The organism is Methylophaga sp. UBA3613 (genome assembly GCF_002375415.1).
Taxonomy (GTDB): domain Bacteria; phylum Pseudomonadota; class Gammaproteobacteria; order Nitrosococcales; family Methylophagaceae; genus Methylophaga.
This window is the reverse complement of sequence record NZ_DFLS01000004.1, coordinates 248001-264598: the sequence shown is the minus strand read 5'-3', so window position 1 is coordinate 264598 and position 16598 is coordinate 248001. Positions and strand designations below refer to the sequence as shown.

Here is a 16598-nt window from a genome sequence, read left to right as displayed (position 1 = left end):
TTATTTACCTGTCGCTTGTTCGAGTAGGTCGATAAAGTGATCGAATAGAGGTGATGCATCCTGTGGACCAGGGCTGGCTTCCGGATGTCCCTGGAAGCTGAAAGCCGGTTTGGTTTTATGATGAATACCCTGCAATGTTCCATCAAATAAAGAACGATGAGTGGTTTCAACGGTGTCAGGCAAAGTGGATTCATCTACAGCAAAACTGTGATTCTGACTGGTAATCATCACCAGACCTGCCAGCAATTCCTGAACCGGATGATTCGCCCCATGATGACCGAATTTCATTTTTTCGGTTTTGGCACCACAGGCCAATGCCAGTAATTGATGTCCCAGACAGATACCAAAAATCGGCATCTCTTTATCGAGGAAATACTGAATCGCCTTAATCGCATAATCACAAGGTTCTGGATCACCCGGGCCATTGGCCAGGAAAATACCATCAGGATTCAACTTCATGACTTCTTCAGCAGGCATTTGTGCGGGCACTACTGTCAATTTGCAGCCACGTTCGGTAAGCATACGCATGATGTTTTTCTTGATGCCATAATCATAGGCAACCACATGAAAACGCGGCTCGGCTTTACGAGACTGGTTGTCGATGTGCCAGATACCATCAGTCCACTCATAAGCCTGTTTGGTTGAAACTTCTTTGGCCAGATCCATGCCTTTCAAACCAGCAAAGGCTTTGGCCGCAGCAATTGCCGCATCAACATCAATATTATCGCCAGCAACGATGCAGCCTTTTTGCGCACCTTTTTCCCGTAACAGACGGGTCAGCCGCCGGGTATCAATACCAGCCAGTCCGACTACATTCTGGCGCTCAAGATATTTATCCAAAGCTTCTTCACCACGCCAGCTGGACATGACCGGTGAAAGTTCGCGAATGATTAAACCACTGGCATACACCTGGTCAGATTCTTCATCGTCTTTATTGACGCCAACGTTACCGATATGCGGATAAGTCAGGGTGACGATTTGGCGGCAATACGACGGGTCGGTAATAATTTCCTGATAACCTGTCATCGCGGTGTTGAAGACCACTTCACCAACTGACTGGCCCACAGCACCGATTGATTCGCCGTGAAAGACCGTGCCATCTTCAAGAGCAAGTAGCGCAGTTGTACGCAAGGGGAACCTCCACCAGATAAAAAAGGAACAGGGGACGACGTTCTCCCCGGACAAAATCTTTGCAATTTTAGCCTATCTGCAGCCTATGCGTCCACGCTAAAAACGATGACAAGTTACCTTGCCAGCGGTAGTATGAAGCGCAGCTTATTTACCTGGCAGAACTTATGACCCAACAGTATTTTAATTTTTCCGCTTTTCCACAACAAAGACCCCGCCGTTTGCGCAAAGATGACTTTTCCCGGCGACTGGTTCGAGAGCATCAGCTCACCGTCGATGATCTGATTTATCCCTGCTTTGTACTCGAAGGCAAAAATCAACGAGAAAAAGTCACTTCAATGCCTGGAGTGGAGAGATTGAGCATTGATTTGCTGCTTCAGGAAGCTGAAATTATTCACAAATTGGGCATTCCGATGATGGCATTGTTTCCAGTGACCCCATTGGAGCAGAAGTCACTGGATGCTGCAGAAGCGTTTAATCCCGATGGTCTGGCGCAACGCGCTGTCAGAGCCTTAAAAAAAGCCTTCCCCGATTTGGGGGTAATGACTGATGTTGCTCTGGATCCTTTTACCACTCACGGTCAGGATGGGCTGATTGATGACAACGCCTATATTATTAATGATGAAACGGTGGAAGTATTAATCAAACAGGCGTTATCTCATGCCGAGGCAGGAGCCGATGTAGTCGCTCCCTCCGATATGATGGATGGACGTATTGGCGCGATACGTAACGCGCTGGAAAATGCCGGGCACATACATACTCGTATCATGGCTTACTCCGCTAAATATGCCTCCAGTTTTTATGGACCATTTCGCGATGCTGTGGGCAGTGCAGGGAATTTAGCCGGTGGCAATAAATTCAGTTATCAGATGGATCCAGCCAATTCTGATGAGGCTTTACATGAAGTCGCATTGGATATTCAGGAAGGTGCTGATATGGTGATGGTTAAACCCGGCATGCCCTATCTTGATGTCTTGTACCGGGTGAAAAAGACTTTCCAGAAACCCACTTTTGTTTATCAGGTCAGTGGTGAATATGCGATGCTCAAGGCAGCAACGTTGAAAGGCTGGCTCAGTGAAGAAGTTATTATGGAAAGCCTGCTGGCATTTAAACGTGCGGGTGCCGACGGTATCCTCACCTATTTCGCTAAAGATATTGCACAACAGTTACAGCGCTAAATCATGACAGATAAATACGCCGTGATCGGTAACCCGATCCACCATAGTAAATCCCCGCTGATTCATGCCTCGTTTGCCAGACAAACCGGTGAGGATATTGAATATACAGCGATTGAAGTACAGTTGGACGGACTGCATAACAGTCTTCAACAGCTTCGCGACGTGCTTAAGTTAAAAGGCATCAATGTAACGGTGCCATTCAAGGAGCAGGTCTGGGAGATAACCCAGCAAAAATCTGCCCGGGCCGAATTGGCTGGAGCAGTTAATACCGTTGTATTCAATAGTGATGGCAGCTTGTTTGGTGACAATACAGATGGCATTGGTCTTTGCCGTGATTTAGCGGTCAATCATCAGGTAGAGCTTACCGGCAAACGGATTTTATTACTTGGAGCCGGTGGCGCTTCACGTGGCGTGATCGCGCCTTTACTTGAATACAAACCGCTCGCAATATTTATTGCCAACCGAACGGCTTCAAAATCCATTCACCTTGCCGAGCTGTTTGCCCATCTGGGCAATGTTCATGGCGGTGGATTTGATGACATTGACGGTGAATTTGATGTGGTGATTAATGCCACCGCAGCCAGTTTACAGGGTGAAGTACCTCCTTTGCCTGATACGGTGCTGGCAAGTGGCGCCTGCTGTTATGACATGATGTACAGCGAAGCTGATACAGCATTTATCAAATGGGCTAAAACACATAATGCAGCCAAGACAATTGATGGTATGGGCATGCTGGTTGAACAGGCCGCAGAAGCCTTTTATATCTGGCGTGGTGTGCGCCCGCAAACAGCTTCAGTAATTTCACTGCTTCAAAAGAAATCCTGAACAACGCCCATAAAAACCTCATCCTGCATTCATTGTCAGGATGAGGTAAGTAATTTTATTCAAGGCTTGTTACGGTTTTCAGAGTCGGCCATTTTCTGCTTCAGCTGCTGTTTTTGTTCTGCTGTTAGCACATTGAAAATCGCATTATTCAATTTAGCTTTTTTAGCTAATCTGTCGGCATGAGATTCTGTGGCTTCATTGATTATGGCTTCTAGCTTGTTTTGATCCAGACGATCATTAAAAGCCAATTGGTTTAATTTCTTGCGCAGCTCCCAGTGCGACTTCATATCATTTCTTTTATCAGTTTGCTGAGCCTCAACTAATTTTTTGATTTCTGATTTTTGATCCTCGTTTAAATCAATGCCTTGCAACATAAGAGGGATACCATCATGTTCACCGTGCATTTTCTTCATATCGCTGTATTTACTGCCTTCACCACAGCTTTTATGTTTATCGGCCATGGCAGGTACTGCTAAAAATAAAGCTGGAATCAAACTGAGCGCCATTAATTTGCTACGCATAGGTATTCTCCTAAAAAGGTTATTTTTTAACGAAATACTGTCGTTCGACAGGTTGCAGACAGTATTGATGGATTAACTGTTAATGACTGTTTTGATATGTAAATTCAGGTAAAACACTGATTTACAATTAGCTGATTAATATTTGCGGACGTATCATTACTTTAAAAAAATAACAGGACATCTCTGTGAGCAAAGTATTAATTATTGATGATGATGTGATTCTTTCTGGTCTATTTCAAGACTATCTGGAGGAAGAGAAGTTTCAGGTTCGCACTGCAGATACAGCAACAGAAGGCCTGCAGCTTGCCTTGCAGGGAGATTTCGATATTGTGATTCTGGATGTGATGTTGCCTGATATGAGTGGCACTGAAGTATTAAAACTCATCCGTCAGCAAAGTCATGTGCCCATTTTAATGTTTACCGCAAAGGGTGACGATGTTGATCGCATCATGGGACTGGAATCTGGGGCTGATGACTATGTACCTAAACCCTGTACTCCCAGAGAATTAATTGCTCGAATCAAAGCTATTTTACGGCGCAGTGAAATCACCCGACAACAGCAACAGGATGAAACCGTTATTCAAACAGGTCCGTTACAACTCTGGCCTCAACAGCGTAAAGCCTTATGGTTTGATACCGCGCTGGAACTGACCAGCACCGAATTCAGCCTGTTGGAATCCCTTGCAAGAAATGCCGGTCAGGTCGTCAGTAAAAATGCATTATCAGAAGCAGCATTAGGCCGGCCGCTGGCACGCTTTGATCGCAGTATTGATGTGCATATGAGCAGTATTCGGCATAAGCTAGGAGAACAACAGGATGGCCATTCTTATATTCAGACAGTCCGTGGTAAAGGTTATCAGTTGATTAAGTAATGCGAAGTTTATTCTGGAAATTCTTTTTTGCTTTTTTATTGGCTTTATTACTGACGAGTATTGGTGTCGCCAGTGGCATGTGGCTACGCCATAATGCAGAACGTCAGTCCTTCGAGGCAATTCCGGTGCAAATGGGCTGGAAAGCTACAGACCTTGTCGACAGTGCGGCTGATATAGCGCGTTATGCCGGTATCGAGCCGCTAAAAAAGTACCTCCATGAACAACATCGTAATGGCATTAAGCTTTTCGCCGTTAATCAGGATAATCAGGATATTCTGCAACGGAATATTGATCCGCAATTACTGGCAACGACGAGACAATTAGTATTTGAAAATCAAAGAATACGCTCTGTCCAACAAGTAATTTTGGAAGATGGCAGAGCCTTGCTGTTATTTATCCCCTCCCCTGAAAAACTCGGCCAGAAGCTGGATCGGCCCAAACCTCCTAAACCACCACTCTTATTATTACTGGGCATGTGGTTGATGTCGGGATTATTATTCAGTGCATTACTGGCCTGGTGGTTTACCAAACCCATCCGTATTTTAAAGAAAGCCTTTAATGATGTTGCAGATGGCAAACTTGATACCCGAATTAGCCCGGCTATGGGAAAACGTCGTGATGAATTGGCTGAACTGGGGCAGAACTTTGATTATATGACCGGGCGCATAAGCCAGTTGCTGAATGCACAGAAACGATTACTCCACGACGTTTCTCATGAGTTACGTTCACCCTTGGCACGGATGCAGGCTGCGATTGGTTTAGCACAGCAAAGTCCGGATAAAACTGCAAAAATGCTGGATCGGGTTGAACGTGAATCCGAGCGTATCGATCATCTTATCGGTGAGTTGCTGAATTTATCTCGTCTGGAAAATCCGACAACTGAAAATGATGAAAGACAACTTTTCGATCTAACAGAAATGCTGCTGGATATTGTGGAGGACGCTCGTTTTGAAGCCCAGAATAAATATGTTCAGATAACGCACAATACTTTTGAGCAAGTCAGTCTGTTTGCACGCCCTGAGCTTATTCATAGTGCTATTGAAAATGTTTTGCGCAATGCGATTAAGTATTCACCTGAGAATGGAGTGATCCAACTAACCACTGAAAAATTAGCCGGCCATTGGCAAATCACTATAGAAGATCAGGGTCCGGGAATTGCTGAACAGGATTTACAGCAAATTTTTCAGCCGTTCTTTCGCAGTCGTGACAACCACCAGCAAGATGGTATCGGTCTGGGGCTGACGATTGCTCATCGTGCTATTGAAATCCACGGCGGCGAGATTATTGCAAAAAACAGACCGGAAGGCGGACTTAATATTTCAATCTTGCTTCCGGTCTGATTACTGATTTATCTAGTTGACGGAGATTAATCCGTTACACCGCAGGCGACTCGGGCACCGCCACCACCTAAGGGTTTAGGATGATCAGAGTGATTGTCACCACCAGCATGAATCATTAATGAACGCCCTTGTAAATCTTTAAGCGTCAAGCGTGGTGCAAGCACTGGATGAGTTGCTGTTCCATCATCGGCTACATACAACGGTGGCAAGTCACCGGCATGACCGCTGCCCCAAGGGGTGTCGTGCTTACCAGTATCGTAGGGATCATAATGACCACCAGCGGCTAATGCAGGCACCATTTCACCGTCTTTTTCAGCGGCATCACAGCTTGGATTCTGATGCACATGAAAGCCATGCAAACCGGGTGTTAACGATTTTAAATCCGGGGTAAAAACCAGACCAAATGCTGATTGATGTACTGCTACGGTTCCCAGACTTTTGCCGGTTCCCTGTTTGTCCACTTCATAAAGCTCGATCTGTGTATCAGCAAGTGCTACTGAAGATGTCAGCGCAATCATTATGCTCGTCAATAGTTTCATAATCCCTCCAAAAAATAGTGTGACGCTTAATCGGACTCGCTCGAGACCATGGAGTTTCATTGATCAAATCAGCTCAGTCTGCTGAACTTAATTCACTTCATCAGCGGTTTGTTGCTGCTCGCGTTTATCCCTTAATGACGCCAGCCAGCGGCAGAAAACATAAAAGACCGGGGTAAATATCAGTCCGAAGAAGGTCACACCAAGCATACCAAAAAATACTGCCGTTCCTAAGGCCTGCCGCATTTCGGCGCCAGCACCAGAGGCCAAGACTAATGGTACCACGCCTAGAATGAAGGCAAAGGATGTCATCAGGATTGGACGCAAACGTGTACGTGCTGCTTCAACTGCAGCATCCAGTCGGCTCAAACCACGATCTTCAGCCTGTTTGGCAAACTCAACAATTAATATGGCATTTTTTGATGCCAAACCAATCAGCACCACAAAGCCAATCTGCACCAGAATGTTGTTGTCCATACCGCGTAAACTGACCCCAAGTATCGCTGCCAGTAAACACATAGGAACAATCAACACTACTGCAAGGGGCAGTAACCAGCTTTCGTATAACGCTGCCAGTAGCAAAAAGACAAAGACGACTGCCAGAGAAAAACTAAGAAAGGCTGTGTCGCCGGCTAACTTCTCTTGCAAGGCCAGCTCAGTCCATTCAAAACTGATTCCCTCCGGCAATGTATCGCTTAATAGTTCTTCGACAATGGCAAGTGATTCGCCACTGGAGTAACCCGGTGCGGTATTGCCCTGCACTTCGATCGCAGGATACAGATTGTAATGCGGCAGACGTATTGGTCCCGTAATGTTTTCAAACGTCGCTATCGTCCCAATGGGCACCATCGCTCCATTATCAGAGCGGGTACGTAATTTACCGATATCTTCAATTTCATCACGGTAAGGGCCATCCGCCTGCGCCACAACTCGATAAGTCCGATTCAGAAAGTTAAAATCGTTGACGTAACGTGAGCCAAGATAGATTTCCAGGGTATCGATAACATTGCCTACCGGTACATTGAGCATTTCTGCCCGGGTACGATCAATATCAGCGTAAATTCTGGGGGTTCCAGAGTTAAAGAAGGTAAACACTGCCGATAAACCATCTGTTTGATTTGCTGCGCCAATCACCTCATTGGTAACAGCCTGTAACCTTTCCAGACCAAGCCCGCCACGATCCTGAACATACAATTTCCACCCACCTGAGTTCCCCATACCCCTAACTGGCGGTGGTCTGATCGCAAAAGCCATCGCTGCATCAACCTGAGATAAGGCCTGCTGTGATCCTGCAACAATATCATCGATGGTAATACCGGCGGCAATACGGTCTTCAAACGAATCCAATGGCGTAAAGATAACCGCTGAGTTAGATGCGTTGGTAAAAGTAGGCCCATCCAGACCAACAAACAAAACCGCATGTGCAACGCCGGGAACATCTCTTAAACGTGCCGAAGCTTCGCGTGCTGCCGCATCAGTTCTTTCCAACGTGGCGCCAGGGGGTAACTGTAGGACATTGATCAAATAACCTTGATCCTGTTCAGGAATAAACCCTGTTGGCACTTTATTGAACTGATAGCCAGTCAACATGATCAAACCGACGTATATCAGTAGCATTACCGTCATCATGCGTAACAACTTGCGTGTCAGTGCCGAATAACGATCCCCCATCCACTCAAAGGCACGATTAAAGCCATTGCCAAACGCACGAAATGGAGAACTAAGCTTGCCCCAAATACCATTTGGCTGATGGCCTTCAACATGTGGCTTTAATAACAACGCTGATAAAGCCGGCGATAATGTCAAAGAGACAATCAGCGAAATAATGGTTGCTGTGGCAATGGTCAAGGCAAATTGCTGATAAAATGCCCCGGAAATGCCTGAAATAAAAGCCGTCGGAATAAATACGGCAGTCAATACGATGGCAATAGCCACCAAGGCGCCGCCCACTTCATCCATGGTTTTATGTGCCGCTTCTCGAGGAGTGAATCCATCTCGTATGTAACGCTCCACATTTTCAACCACAACAATGGCGTCATCAACCACAATACCGATTGCCAATACCAATCCAAATAACGACAGGTTATTTAATGAAACTCCTAGCAAGGACATGACGGCAAACGTACCAATCAGTGAAACCGGTATGGCCAAAATAGGAATAATGGATGCTCGCCAGCTCTGCAGGAACAGCATTACCACCAAAATAACCAGAATGATGGCTTCTAGAATGGTGTGATAAATCTTCTCGATGGATTTGGCGATAAACTCGGTTGGATCGTAAATAATCTGGTATTCGACCCCATAAGGCATACTTTGAGCAATATCTTTCATCTCTGCCCGTAACGCCTGAGCAGTTTCCAATGCATTGGAACCCGGGCGTTGGAAGATAACGACCGGTAAAGCCAGATTGTCATCCAGATAACCGATGTTGTTATAGTCCTGTGCAGCCAACTCGACTCTGGCTAAATCCCGTAATCTCACGGTCCGGCCATCAGTGCCACGTTTTACAATGATATTGCCGAATTCTTCTTCTTCCAGCAGCCGGCCCTGTGTTTCCACACTCAACTCAAAACCGCCTTTGGTTTCAATCGGTTCTCTGTTGATAGTACCGGCAGCAATCTGGGTGTTGTTCTCACGTAAAGCGGCAACTACTTCATTCGCTGTTAAACCAAACGACTGAGCTCTTTCCGGATCAATCCAGATCCGCATTGCATAAGCCCGCTCTGCAACAATCCGCGCCTCACCGACCCCGTCTATACGGGCCAACCGATCAACTACCTGGGTTCTGGCATAATTTGAAACATAGAGGTTATCGCGACTGCCATCTGAAGACAGAATATGAATAACCATCATCAAATCAGGTGAGTTTTTACGAATATCGATACCTTGTCGAGTCACCTCCTCCGGAAGTAAGGGCTCGGCAATGGCAATGCGGTTTTGCACCAGCACCTGCGCTGTATCTAAATCGGTACCCGGCTTGAACGTAATATTCAGGGAGGTGCGTCCATCTGAGGTATTTTCAGATTTCATGTAGAGCATGTTCTCTACACCATTGATCTGCTGTTCCAATACTGTCGCTACAGTATTACCAGCCGTTTCGGCTGTGGCGCCAGGATAGGTGGCAGTGACCGCTATACTGGGCGGCGCAATTTCAGGGTACTGTGCAACAGGCAAATTGTTATAGGCAATTGTGCCCACCAGGACAATCAGGACCGAAATAACGGTCGCGAAAATTGGTCTTTCAACAAAGAAATGGGTGAACTTCATGAGTCTTTTCCGTCATCATTAGGCTGTTCATCAGCTTGATATGGAACAGCATTCACTTCGGCACCCGGACGAGCTCTCAGCAAACCTTCAACAATAATGCGATCTGATGTTGTCAATCCGCTTCTGATAACCCGCATATCACCTTGTAGCGTGCCAAGTTCAACGGGTTTAGGAATGACTTTGCCTTCGGCATCCACCGTCATCACTATTTTGGCTGCCTGATCGGTCACAATCGCTTTATCCGGAACCAGCATCGCTTCTGCATTTTGACTGGTTGGTAAACGCAAGCGGGCAAAAAGTCCTGGACGTAAGACACCATCGGCATTGTCAACAACGACGCGCATTCTCAGCGTACCCGTATTTTCGTCCAGCCGGTTATCAACAAAATCGATGCGACCTTCACGCGTCCAGTTCTTTTCATCAATTAATTTAAGTTCCGTCGGCATGGTTCTGCCATTAACCAATTGCTCCTGGCCCTCTGGCAAACGAATCAATTCCAGATATTCTGTTTCTGATACGTCAAAAACAAAATGCAGCGGATCCAGCGAGACAATGGTGGTCAGAGGTTCACCTGTATCTCCACTGCCAATTAGATTGCCGACGTCAACACGGCGATTTGAAATCCGTCCACTTACCGGAGCGGTAATTTTGGCGTACTGTAAGTCCAGTTCAGCGGTTTTCAACGCAGCTGCAGCAGATGCCACATTAGCATTGGCTTCCTGAAAACGTGCCCGACGGGTATCCACCTCTTCCTGAGAAATCGCACTCTGGGTTAATAACCTTTCACCCCGTTTGGTATCCAGGTCAGCCAGTTTCAGTTGACTCTCCATTCTGGCCAGTTCTGCTTCAGCTCTGGCCACTGCCGCTGCATAAGGCCGCGGATCAATTTCAAATAATAAGTCGCCCTTTTCTACCATCTGGCCATCGTCGAAATGCACTTTATCCAGATAGCCTGTTACTCTTGCGCGCAATTCAACCATCTCCACCGCTTCAAAACGACCGGTGAATTCTTTCCACTCAGTCAACGTGCGAACTTCCGGTTCTACCACCTGAACTCTGGGAAGGTTTTGTTCAGCGCTGACGGAATGACACAGAAGGCTTAACGAGAAAAAAGCGGTGATTGCTAAAGCCTGCAGATAAGAGGGCTTAGTATCAAGTGAGTTATCACGCATGACAGATCCTTTGTTATTCGCTGGTGAAAGCGAGGGGAATAGCTTAGAATTCTTTCTAGAAAGGTTTCTGGAAAGACTAATGCAAGATTCTTTTACGTGCAAGTAAATTTTTTTGTCATAATTTTGTCATCTCAGGAGGAACTCACTTGGCAGATCGCTTATTAAGTATAGAAGAAACACTCGAACAAATGCGCAGTTGCTGGCACGGCGATGATCTTGCTGTAGCAGAGACAATAAAGCGGCTGTTTCGTGCGCGTGAATTATTTTTTTCTGATGCAAAAATTGTGATGGAGCAATTTCATCTGAATGTGGGTGAATTTGACGCGTTGGTATCATTGCGCTTGCAGGGGCCACCCTACGAGCAAACCCCATCCAATATATGCCAGGTGAATCTGGTGAGCTCGGGGGGGTTAACCAAAGTGCTTAACAGTCTGGAAAAAAACGGCTTAATCACTCGGCGACAATGTTCGGATGATCAGCGGAGTCGGTTGGTGAAACTGACCGATAAAGGCAAAAAGCTGATTGAGGAAGCGTTAGAGATAGTCTTGGCAAGACATGAAAAACAACTTAGCGATGCGTTAAGCAGTGATGAGCGTGAGATGCTCAATAGGTTATTAACGAAGATTAATCAGCTCGGCATGCGCTGATCTGAATCTGCACACAACAGAGAATTTAAAGAAAGGCCCCACAGTGGCGTTACGAACGGGGTTCTTGAACCTGTTGGTTCAAGTGGGAAACCGCATGGGGATGGCAAACTTCCCGTCGGAGCGGGCTTGTTTTTCAACCCCGTAAATTTGGTTTCCTAAAGCATTTGCTTATCGGCTCAAGACAACACATGTCGCTATCGCTCACCGCAGGGTTAGTTAAATGATACGCAACTTTATTCGCCAAGTCGTCAGTATTTTATAATTCCAACTGCCTATCTTCGTTAATAAATGCACTAACCCGCTCTTTAAGCAGAGAAATTTTTTCATTAACTTTTTTGATGTCCTGACTTTCATCCTGCTGTAATGACAGCAACTCATGCGCAATATTTAAAGCCGCCATAACTGCAATGCGATCAACCCCTACCACCTTCCCGGTGTTACGGATTTTTTCCATGTTCTGATGCACCATACGTGCAGAGGCAATTAGCGCATCTTGTTGATCTTCGGGACAGGCAACTTGATAATCTTTACCGAGGATTGTGACGTTAACAGGTACGGTCATAGTTCTTCATCCAGCTGCTTCAGACGGTTCACCATATTCTCGATGCGGTTACGGGCAATTTCAGTTTTTTCAACTAATTGCGCACGCTCACTCAGCCAAGCTGCCTGCTGAGAACGAAGTAACATATTCTCTTCACGCAAGCGTCTACTGGCCCGTAACAGCTCATCGAGCTGCTGTTCCAATTGTTGAATCGGGTTTTTATCCATTAATATGCGTCTTGGCTATGCGAGAATAATGCCTAACTATAGACGTGCGCCGTTGACCCGGTCAACAACTGCATGATGTGTTTTTTAATTTCGGGTTGTATCTCTATGTCTCAATTATATTTTCCATCCCTGTCGCCGGAAAACGTGACCGCCGATGGTCCTGCCAGCACAGCCGAGTTGCAGGGCGCATTATGCGGTTTGTTGTGTATGAATTCTCAGGCCAATCGTAATACCTGGTATAGCGATTTATTTGAGGATTACCATCCTGGCGAAGAAGAAAAACAAAACCTGCTGGGCCTGTTTGATGAGACGATGCAGTCGCTTAACAGTCTTGATTTCGATTTTCAGCTGGAATTGCCGGATGATGACGCACCTTTGGGCTCACGGCTTGCTGCTTTAAGCGATTGGTCTCAGGGCCTGGTATACGGGTTGGGTGTTTCTGGTCTGACCAACGAAACTGAACTGCCGGCAGATTGTCAGGAGTATCTGACAGATGTGTTACAAATCAGTCAGGTTGATGATATTGAATTGCAACCCAGTGACGATGACGATAATAACTACGAAGAATTAGTGGAATATCTCCGAATGGGTTTGTTCCTCCTTTATGGTGAGTTAAATCCGACTACTCCCGAAGACAAGATAATTGAGCATTAATGACTAAAAAAGAATTCGCCAAACGGCGCCAGAGATTGATGGAAATCATGGGCCCGGACAGTATTGCCGTGTTACCAAACGCTGTGGTTCACCCACGTAACCGCGATGTCGATTTTCCATTTCGCAGTGACAGCAATTTTCATTACCTTTGTGGTTTTGATGAGCCAGAGTCAGTTTTGGTATTGATCCCCGGACGGGAACATGGCGAATTCATCCTGTTCTGCCGGGAACGCGATCTCGATAAGGAAATCTGGGATGGTTATCGTGCCGGTCAGGAAGGTGCCATTGCATTATATGACGCAGATGATTCTTATCCTATCGCCGATCTGGATGATATTTTGCCGGGCTTGATGGAAGACAAGGAAAAAGTCTATTACACCATGGGTAACCAACCTGCATTTGATCAGCATATGGTAGGTTGGCTAAATCATCTTCGCCAGGCCTCCCGCTCAGGCAAACACTCTCCTACTGAAATCATCGAACTGGAACATTGCCTCAATGAGTTACGTCTGTTTAAGAGCAGCCAGGAAATCAAGAGCATGCGCTACGCGGCTGAAGCGTCAGCCAAAGCACATATCCGGGCGATGCAGTTTACCGAACCGGGTAAGTTCGAATATGAAGTCGAAGCGGAACTGATTCATGAGTTTATGAAACATGGCTGCCGCAGTCCGGCCTACCCTTCTATTGTCGGTGGCGGTGAAAACGGCTGTATTCTGCATTACATCGAAAATAACAGTAAATTGAAAAACAATGATCTGTTATTAATTGATGCCGGTGCCGAATATCAATGTTATGCCGCAGATATCACTCGAACCTTCCCGGTGAATGGCAAATTTACTCCGGCTCAGCGTGAGTTGTATCAAATTGTGCTGGATGCGCAATATGCCGCTATTGAGGCAGTCAAACCTGGAAACCACTGGAATCAACCGCATGAAGCGGCTGTGCAGGTTCTCACGGAAGGTTTGGTCAAACTTGGTTTGCTTCAGGGAAATGTTGATAAGTTAATTGAAGATCAGGCTTATCGTGAATTCTATATGCACCGCACCGGCCACTGGCTGGGAATGGATGTGCATGATGTCGGTGATTATAAAATCGATAGTACCTGGCGCTTACTGGAACCAGGCATGGTGTTAACCGTAGAGCCTGGTTTGTATATCCGCGATCCGGAGCATATTGATAAAAAATGGCATTTCACTGGAATTCGTATTGAAGATGATGTGCTGGTGACCAAAGAGGGTCACGAAGTATTATCTGCTGGCGCGCCGAAAGAAATTGACGACATTGAAGCCCTGATGGCAGGAGCTCGCTAACATCGTGAAAGCCGATTTTGATCTACTGATTGTTGGCGCTGGCATGGTAGGGTCAAGTTTGGCCCTCGCGCTACAAAATAGCGGTTTACGTATTGCTTTGGTGGAGGCTCAGGATCTGCTGGAACACCATCAACCCGGCTTTGATGATCGTGGCATTGCCTTGTCTTACGGCTCCCAACGAATTTTTGAAACCATGCAACTTTGGTCTCAGCTGGAGGATAAAGCCACTCCGATTCACGGCATTCATATTTCAGACCGGGGGCATTTTGGCGTAACGCGTCTGACTGCCCAGAAAGAAAAGGTTCCCGCGTTGGGTCAGGTGATGACCGCAAAACATCTGGGTATTCAATTAAATCAGGCATTACAGCAACACCCAACGCTAAGCATTATGACACCACTTCAGGTTGACAGTCTGGAGCAAACCGCTACATCAGTCACTGTAACGCTATCTGATGGCCAGCAACTCACCAGCAGATTACTGGTCGGTGCCGACGGACAATTTTCCACCATTCGGGAGTTGCTGGGGTTAACCATTTGGCAACGCGAATATCAGCAAACCGCCATCACAGCGAATGTGATACCTGAACGAGCACATCAGAATTGGGCTTACGAACGCTTTACTGAACATGGCCCGTTAGCCTTATTGCCCATGTCTGAGGGTCGTTGCAGTTTGGTATGGACGGTGAAAACAGGTGAAGAGCGTGCCCTGTTAGCAAGTAACGAACAGCAATTTGCTGAACGGCTGCAGAAAGCCTTTGGCTATCGTCTCGGCCATTTTGAAAAAATTGGTCAGCGTAGCTGCTACCCATTAGGACTAATGCAAACCAATCAACCTGTACAAAATCGAGTTCTATTAATTGGCAACGCAGCCCATAGTCTGCATCCCATTGCCGGTCAGGGCTTTAATCTTGGCTTACGTGATGCAGCGGTTCTGGCAGAGTTGATTGCCGCCCATCCTGAAGACTGTGGTCACGCCAGTCTGTTACAGGATTATTCCGACTGGCAGCAACAGGATCAGGATAAAGTGGTCAATGCTACAGATTTTCTGGTGAACACCTTCAGCAATAACCATTTTCTGCTTGGACATGGTCGTTCGCTGAGTCTTGCGTTACTTAATGGACTGCCTGGATTAAAAAATCAGCTGGCTAAAACAAGCATGGGACTTAGCGGTAAACAGTCCAGACTCAGTCGGGGACTGCCATTATGAAAAACCACTATGATGTGATTATTGTCGGTGGTGGCATGGTCGGCACCACTTTTGCCCTGTTACTGGCAAAGCAAACTGATTTACAAATTGCCTTAGTTGAAGCGCATCAAACAGAACAACTGGCGGTTGATGATGTTCCATCGCAACGTGTCAGTGCGATTAATCCTTCAAGCCAGCAAATCCTGACAGAGATAAATGTCTGGCAAAATCTGTATACCTCACGACTGGGTCCCTTTGAAAAAATGCAGGTTTGGGAAACAGTCGATAGCGTTCTGCATTTCTCGGCAGCTGAAATCGGGGTCGATTATCTTGGCCACATTGTTGAAAATCAGCTTATTCAGCATCAAGCAATCGCTTTAGCAGCCAATCATCGGCAAGTTGATTTAATTTGTCCCGAAAAGCCCCAACATTATCAAACAGGTCAAATCACTCTGGAAAATGGCCGCGTTTTAACCGCCGACCTCATTGTGGCGGCAGATGGTGCGCATTCCTTATTACGCGAGCAAGCCGGGATTGCCAGCCGAGGCTGGGCTTACCAGCAACATGGTCTGGTCGCGACCATACGCACTGAACAGCCCCATCAGAAAACCGCCTGGCAACGTTTTTTACCCGGTGGACCTCTCGCCTTTTTACCGTTAAATGATACGCATTTGTGCTCGATCGTTTGGTCCTTACCAACTGAGCAGGCAGAACACCTTAAAGCGCTCGACAAAAACAGTTTTGAATTGAGACTAGCAGAAGCATTTGACCATCAACTGGGCAAAGTTGAGCTGGTTTCCGAGCGGGCCAGTTTCCCCCTTGCATTAGCGCATGCCAGAGACTATGTGAAACTGGGGTTCGCCTTGCTGGGTGACGCAGCACATACAATTCACCCATTAGCCGGGCAAGGCGTGAATATTGGCTTGCAGGATGCCAGGGCGTTGGCAGAAACGCTTGCCTGGGCAGTACAGCAGCAGCGTCAGATTGGCAGCTTGCATACGTTAAAAAAATATCAACGCCGTCGTTTGGCAGAAAATCTGCTGATGCAGTTCAGTATGGATGGTTTTCATCGCCTGTTTACCCAGTCTGCTAAACCTGTCAGCTGGTTGAGAACAGCCGGAATGAAGCAGGTCAATAAATCCCAGTGGTTGAAAAAACGTATCATGCTGCAGGCGATTGGCGCCAAATAAGTTA

General features: G+C 46.5%; 16 protein-coding genes and 1 other RNA gene. 9 read left to right on the top strand and 8 right to left on the bottom strand.

Annotated features, from left to right (window positions below):
* Window positions 1-1131, bottom strand: a complete 1131-nt coding sequence (gene carA / locus B3S93_RS03445) for a glutamine-hydrolyzing carbamoyl-phosphate synthase small subunit (RefSeq protein ID WP_292353695.1) — start codon at window positions 1129-1131, stop codon at window positions 1-3.
* Window positions 1132-1295: 164 nt separating this feature from the next.
* On the opposite strand from carA, the gene hemB reads away from it, so the two are divergent.
* Together hemB and aroE are read left to right on the top strand one after the other, a co-directional pair.
* Window positions 1296-2306, top strand: coding sequence for a porphobilinogen synthase (hemB, locus tag B3S93_RS03440; RefSeq protein ID WP_292400038.1), 1011 nt, complete (start codon window positions 1296-1298; stop codon window positions 2304-2306).
* 3 nt (window positions 2307-2309) lie between these two features.
* The gene (aroE, locus tag B3S93_RS03435) at window positions 2310-3131 is read left to right on the top strand and encodes a shikimate dehydrogenase (protein ID WP_292400041.1); all 822 of its coding nucleotides are present in this window, start codon (window positions 2310-2312) and stop codon (window positions 3129-3131) included.
* A gap of 59 nt (window positions 3132-3190) precedes the next feature.
* Here aroE and B3S93_RS03430 read toward each other — a convergent pair whose 3' ends face one another.
* Window positions 3191-3592, bottom strand: coding sequence for a Spy/CpxP family protein refolding chaperone (locus tag B3S93_RS03430; RefSeq protein ID WP_292353692.1), 402 nt, complete (start codon window positions 3590-3592; stop codon window positions 3191-3193).
* Between the two features lie 245 nt (window positions 3593-3837).
* Here B3S93_RS03430 and B3S93_RS03425 point away from each other — a divergent pair, with 245 nt between their 5' ends.
* On the top strand, window positions 3838-4524 hold the full coding sequence (locus B3S93_RS03425; RefSeq protein ID WP_292353691.1) for a response regulator transcription factor: 687 nt from the start codon (window positions 3838-3840) through the stop codon (window positions 4522-4524).
* The gene (locus B3S93_RS03420) at window positions 4524-5864 is read left to right on the top strand and encodes a sensor histidine kinase (RefSeq protein ID WP_292400048.1); all 1341 of its coding nucleotides are present in this window, start codon (window positions 4524-4526) and stop codon (window positions 5862-5864) included. The genes B3S93_RS03425 and B3S93_RS03420 overlap by 1 nt, the downstream gene beginning before the upstream one ends.
* A 26-nt stretch (window positions 5865-5890) precedes the next feature.
* Here the strand turns inward: B3S93_RS03420 and sodC are convergent, their stop codons facing one another.
* From sodC to B3S93_RS03405, 3 genes are all read right to left on the bottom strand, one after another.
* A complete protein-coding gene (sodC, locus tag B3S93_RS03415; protein WP_292400050.1) occupies window positions 5891-6403 on the bottom strand; it encodes a superoxide dismutase [Cu-Zn] SodC in 513 nt (170 codons plus the stop codon).
* Between the two features lie 87 nt (window positions 6404-6490).
* Entirely contained in the window at window positions 6491-9667 is a 3177-nt protein-coding gene (locus B3S93_RS03410; protein WP_292400052.1) for an efflux RND transporter permease subunit, read from the bottom strand.
* A complete protein-coding gene (locus B3S93_RS03405; protein WP_292400055.1) occupies window positions 9664-10839 on the bottom strand; it encodes an efflux RND transporter periplasmic adaptor subunit in 1176 nt (391 codons plus the stop codon). Before B3S93_RS03405 ends, B3S93_RS03410 begins: the two co-directional genes overlap by 4 nt.
* A gap of 146 nt (window positions 10840-10985) precedes the next feature.
* Between B3S93_RS03405 and B3S93_RS03400 the strand changes: the two genes are divergently transcribed.
* Window positions 10986-11486 carry a MarR family winged helix-turn-helix transcriptional regulator gene (locus B3S93_RS03400; RefSeq protein WP_292400057.1) on the top strand — a complete coding sequence of 167 codons (501 nt, stop codon included), beginning with the start codon at window positions 10986-10988 and terminating at the stop codon, window positions 11484-11486.
* Between the two features lie 31 nt (window positions 11487-11517).
* Here the strand turns inward: B3S93_RS03400 and ssrS are convergent.
* From ssrS to B3S93_RS03385, 3 genes are all read right to left on the bottom strand, one after another.
* Window positions 11518-11702: non-coding RNA, 6S RNA (ssrS, locus tag B3S93_RS03395), on the bottom strand.
* A gap of 40 nt (window positions 11703-11742) precedes the next feature.
* A complete protein-coding gene (locus B3S93_RS03390) occupies window positions 11743-12048 on the bottom strand; it encodes a cell division protein ZapA (protein ID WP_292353685.1) in 306 nt (101 codons plus the stop codon).
* Window positions 12045-12254: a TIGR02449 family protein gene (locus B3S93_RS03385; RefSeq protein WP_069294960.1), complete on the bottom strand. Its 210-nt coding sequence runs from the start codon at window positions 12252-12254 to the stop codon at window positions 12045-12047. The genes B3S93_RS03390 and B3S93_RS03385 overlap by 4 nt, the downstream gene beginning before the upstream one ends.
* 105 nt (window positions 12255-12359) lie before the next feature.
* On the opposite strand from B3S93_RS03385, the gene B3S93_RS03380 reads away from it, so the two are divergent.
* From B3S93_RS03380 to B3S93_RS03365, 4 genes are read left to right on the top strand one after another with little or no spacing between them, the layout of a single operon-like run.
* Entirely contained in the window at window positions 12360-12908 is a 549-nt protein-coding gene (locus tag B3S93_RS03380; RefSeq protein ID WP_014708052.1) for a UPF0149 family protein, read from the top strand.
* Window positions 12908-14218, top strand: a complete 1311-nt coding sequence (gene pepP, locus B3S93_RS03375) for a Xaa-Pro aminopeptidase (RefSeq protein WP_292400060.1) — start codon at window positions 12908-12910, stop codon at window positions 14216-14218. Before B3S93_RS03380 ends, pepP begins: the two co-directional genes overlap by 1 nt.
* 4 nt (window positions 14219-14222) lie before the next feature.
* On the top strand, window positions 14223-15425 hold the full coding sequence (gene ubiH, locus B3S93_RS03370; protein ID WP_292353683.1) for a 2-octaprenyl-6-methoxyphenyl hydroxylase: 1203 nt from the start codon (window positions 14223-14225) through the stop codon (window positions 15423-15425).
* Complete coding sequence (locus B3S93_RS03365; protein ID WP_292400064.1) at window positions 15422-16594, top strand: UbiH/UbiF/VisC/COQ6 family ubiquinone biosynthesis hydroxylase; 1173 nt, start codon at window positions 15422-15424, stop codon at window positions 16592-16594. The genes ubiH and B3S93_RS03365 overlap by 4 nt, the downstream gene beginning before the upstream one ends.
* The last annotated feature ends 4 nt before the right edge of the window (window positions 16595-16598 follow it).

Bases quoted from the DNA above. Each gene is read 5' to 3' on its own strand.
- hemB (WP_292400038.1), top strand. From the start codon at position 1,296: ATGACCCAACAGTATTTTAATTTTTCCGCTTTTCCACAACAAAGACCC.
- aroE (WP_292400041.1), top strand. From the start codon at position 2,310: ATGACAGATAAATACGCCGTGATCGGTAACCCGATCCACCATAGTAAA.
- B3S93_RS03430 (WP_292353692.1), bottom strand. From the start codon at position 3,592: ATGGCCGATAAACATAAAAGCTGTGGTGAAGGCAGTAAATACAGCGAT.
- B3S93_RS03420 (WP_292400048.1), top strand. From the start codon at position 4,524: ATGCGAAGTTTATTCTGGAAATTCTTTTTTGCTTTTTTATTGGCTTTA.
- sodC (WP_292400050.1), bottom strand. From the start codon at position 6,403: ATGAAACTATTGACGAGCATAATGATTGCGCTGACATCTTCAGTAGCA.
- B3S93_RS03410 (WP_292400052.1), bottom strand. From the start codon at position 9,667: ATGAAGTTCACCCATTTCTTTGTTGAAAGACCAATTTTCGCGACCGTT.
- B3S93_RS03405 (WP_292400055.1), bottom strand. From the start codon at position 10,839: ATGCGTGATAACTCACTTGATACTAAGCCCTCTTATCTGCAGGCTTTA.
- B3S93_RS03390 (WP_292353685.1), bottom strand. From the start codon at position 12,048: ATGACCGTACCTGTTAACGTCACAATCCTCGGTAAAGATTATCAAGTT.
- B3S93_RS03385 (WP_069294960.1), bottom strand. From the start codon at position 12,254: ATGGATAAAAACCCGATTCAACAATTGGAACAGCAGCTCGATGAGCTG.
- B3S93_RS03380 (WP_014708052.1), top strand. From the start codon at position 12,360: ATGTCTCAATTATATTTTCCATCCCTGTCGCCGGAAAACGTGACCGCC.
- pepP (WP_292400060.1), top strand. From the start codon at position 12,908: ATGACTAAAAAAGAATTCGCCAAACGGCGCCAGAGATTGATGGAAATC.
- B3S93_RS03365 (WP_292400064.1), top strand. From the start codon at position 15,422: ATGAAAAACCACTATGATGTGATTATTGTCGGTGGTGGCATGGTCGGC.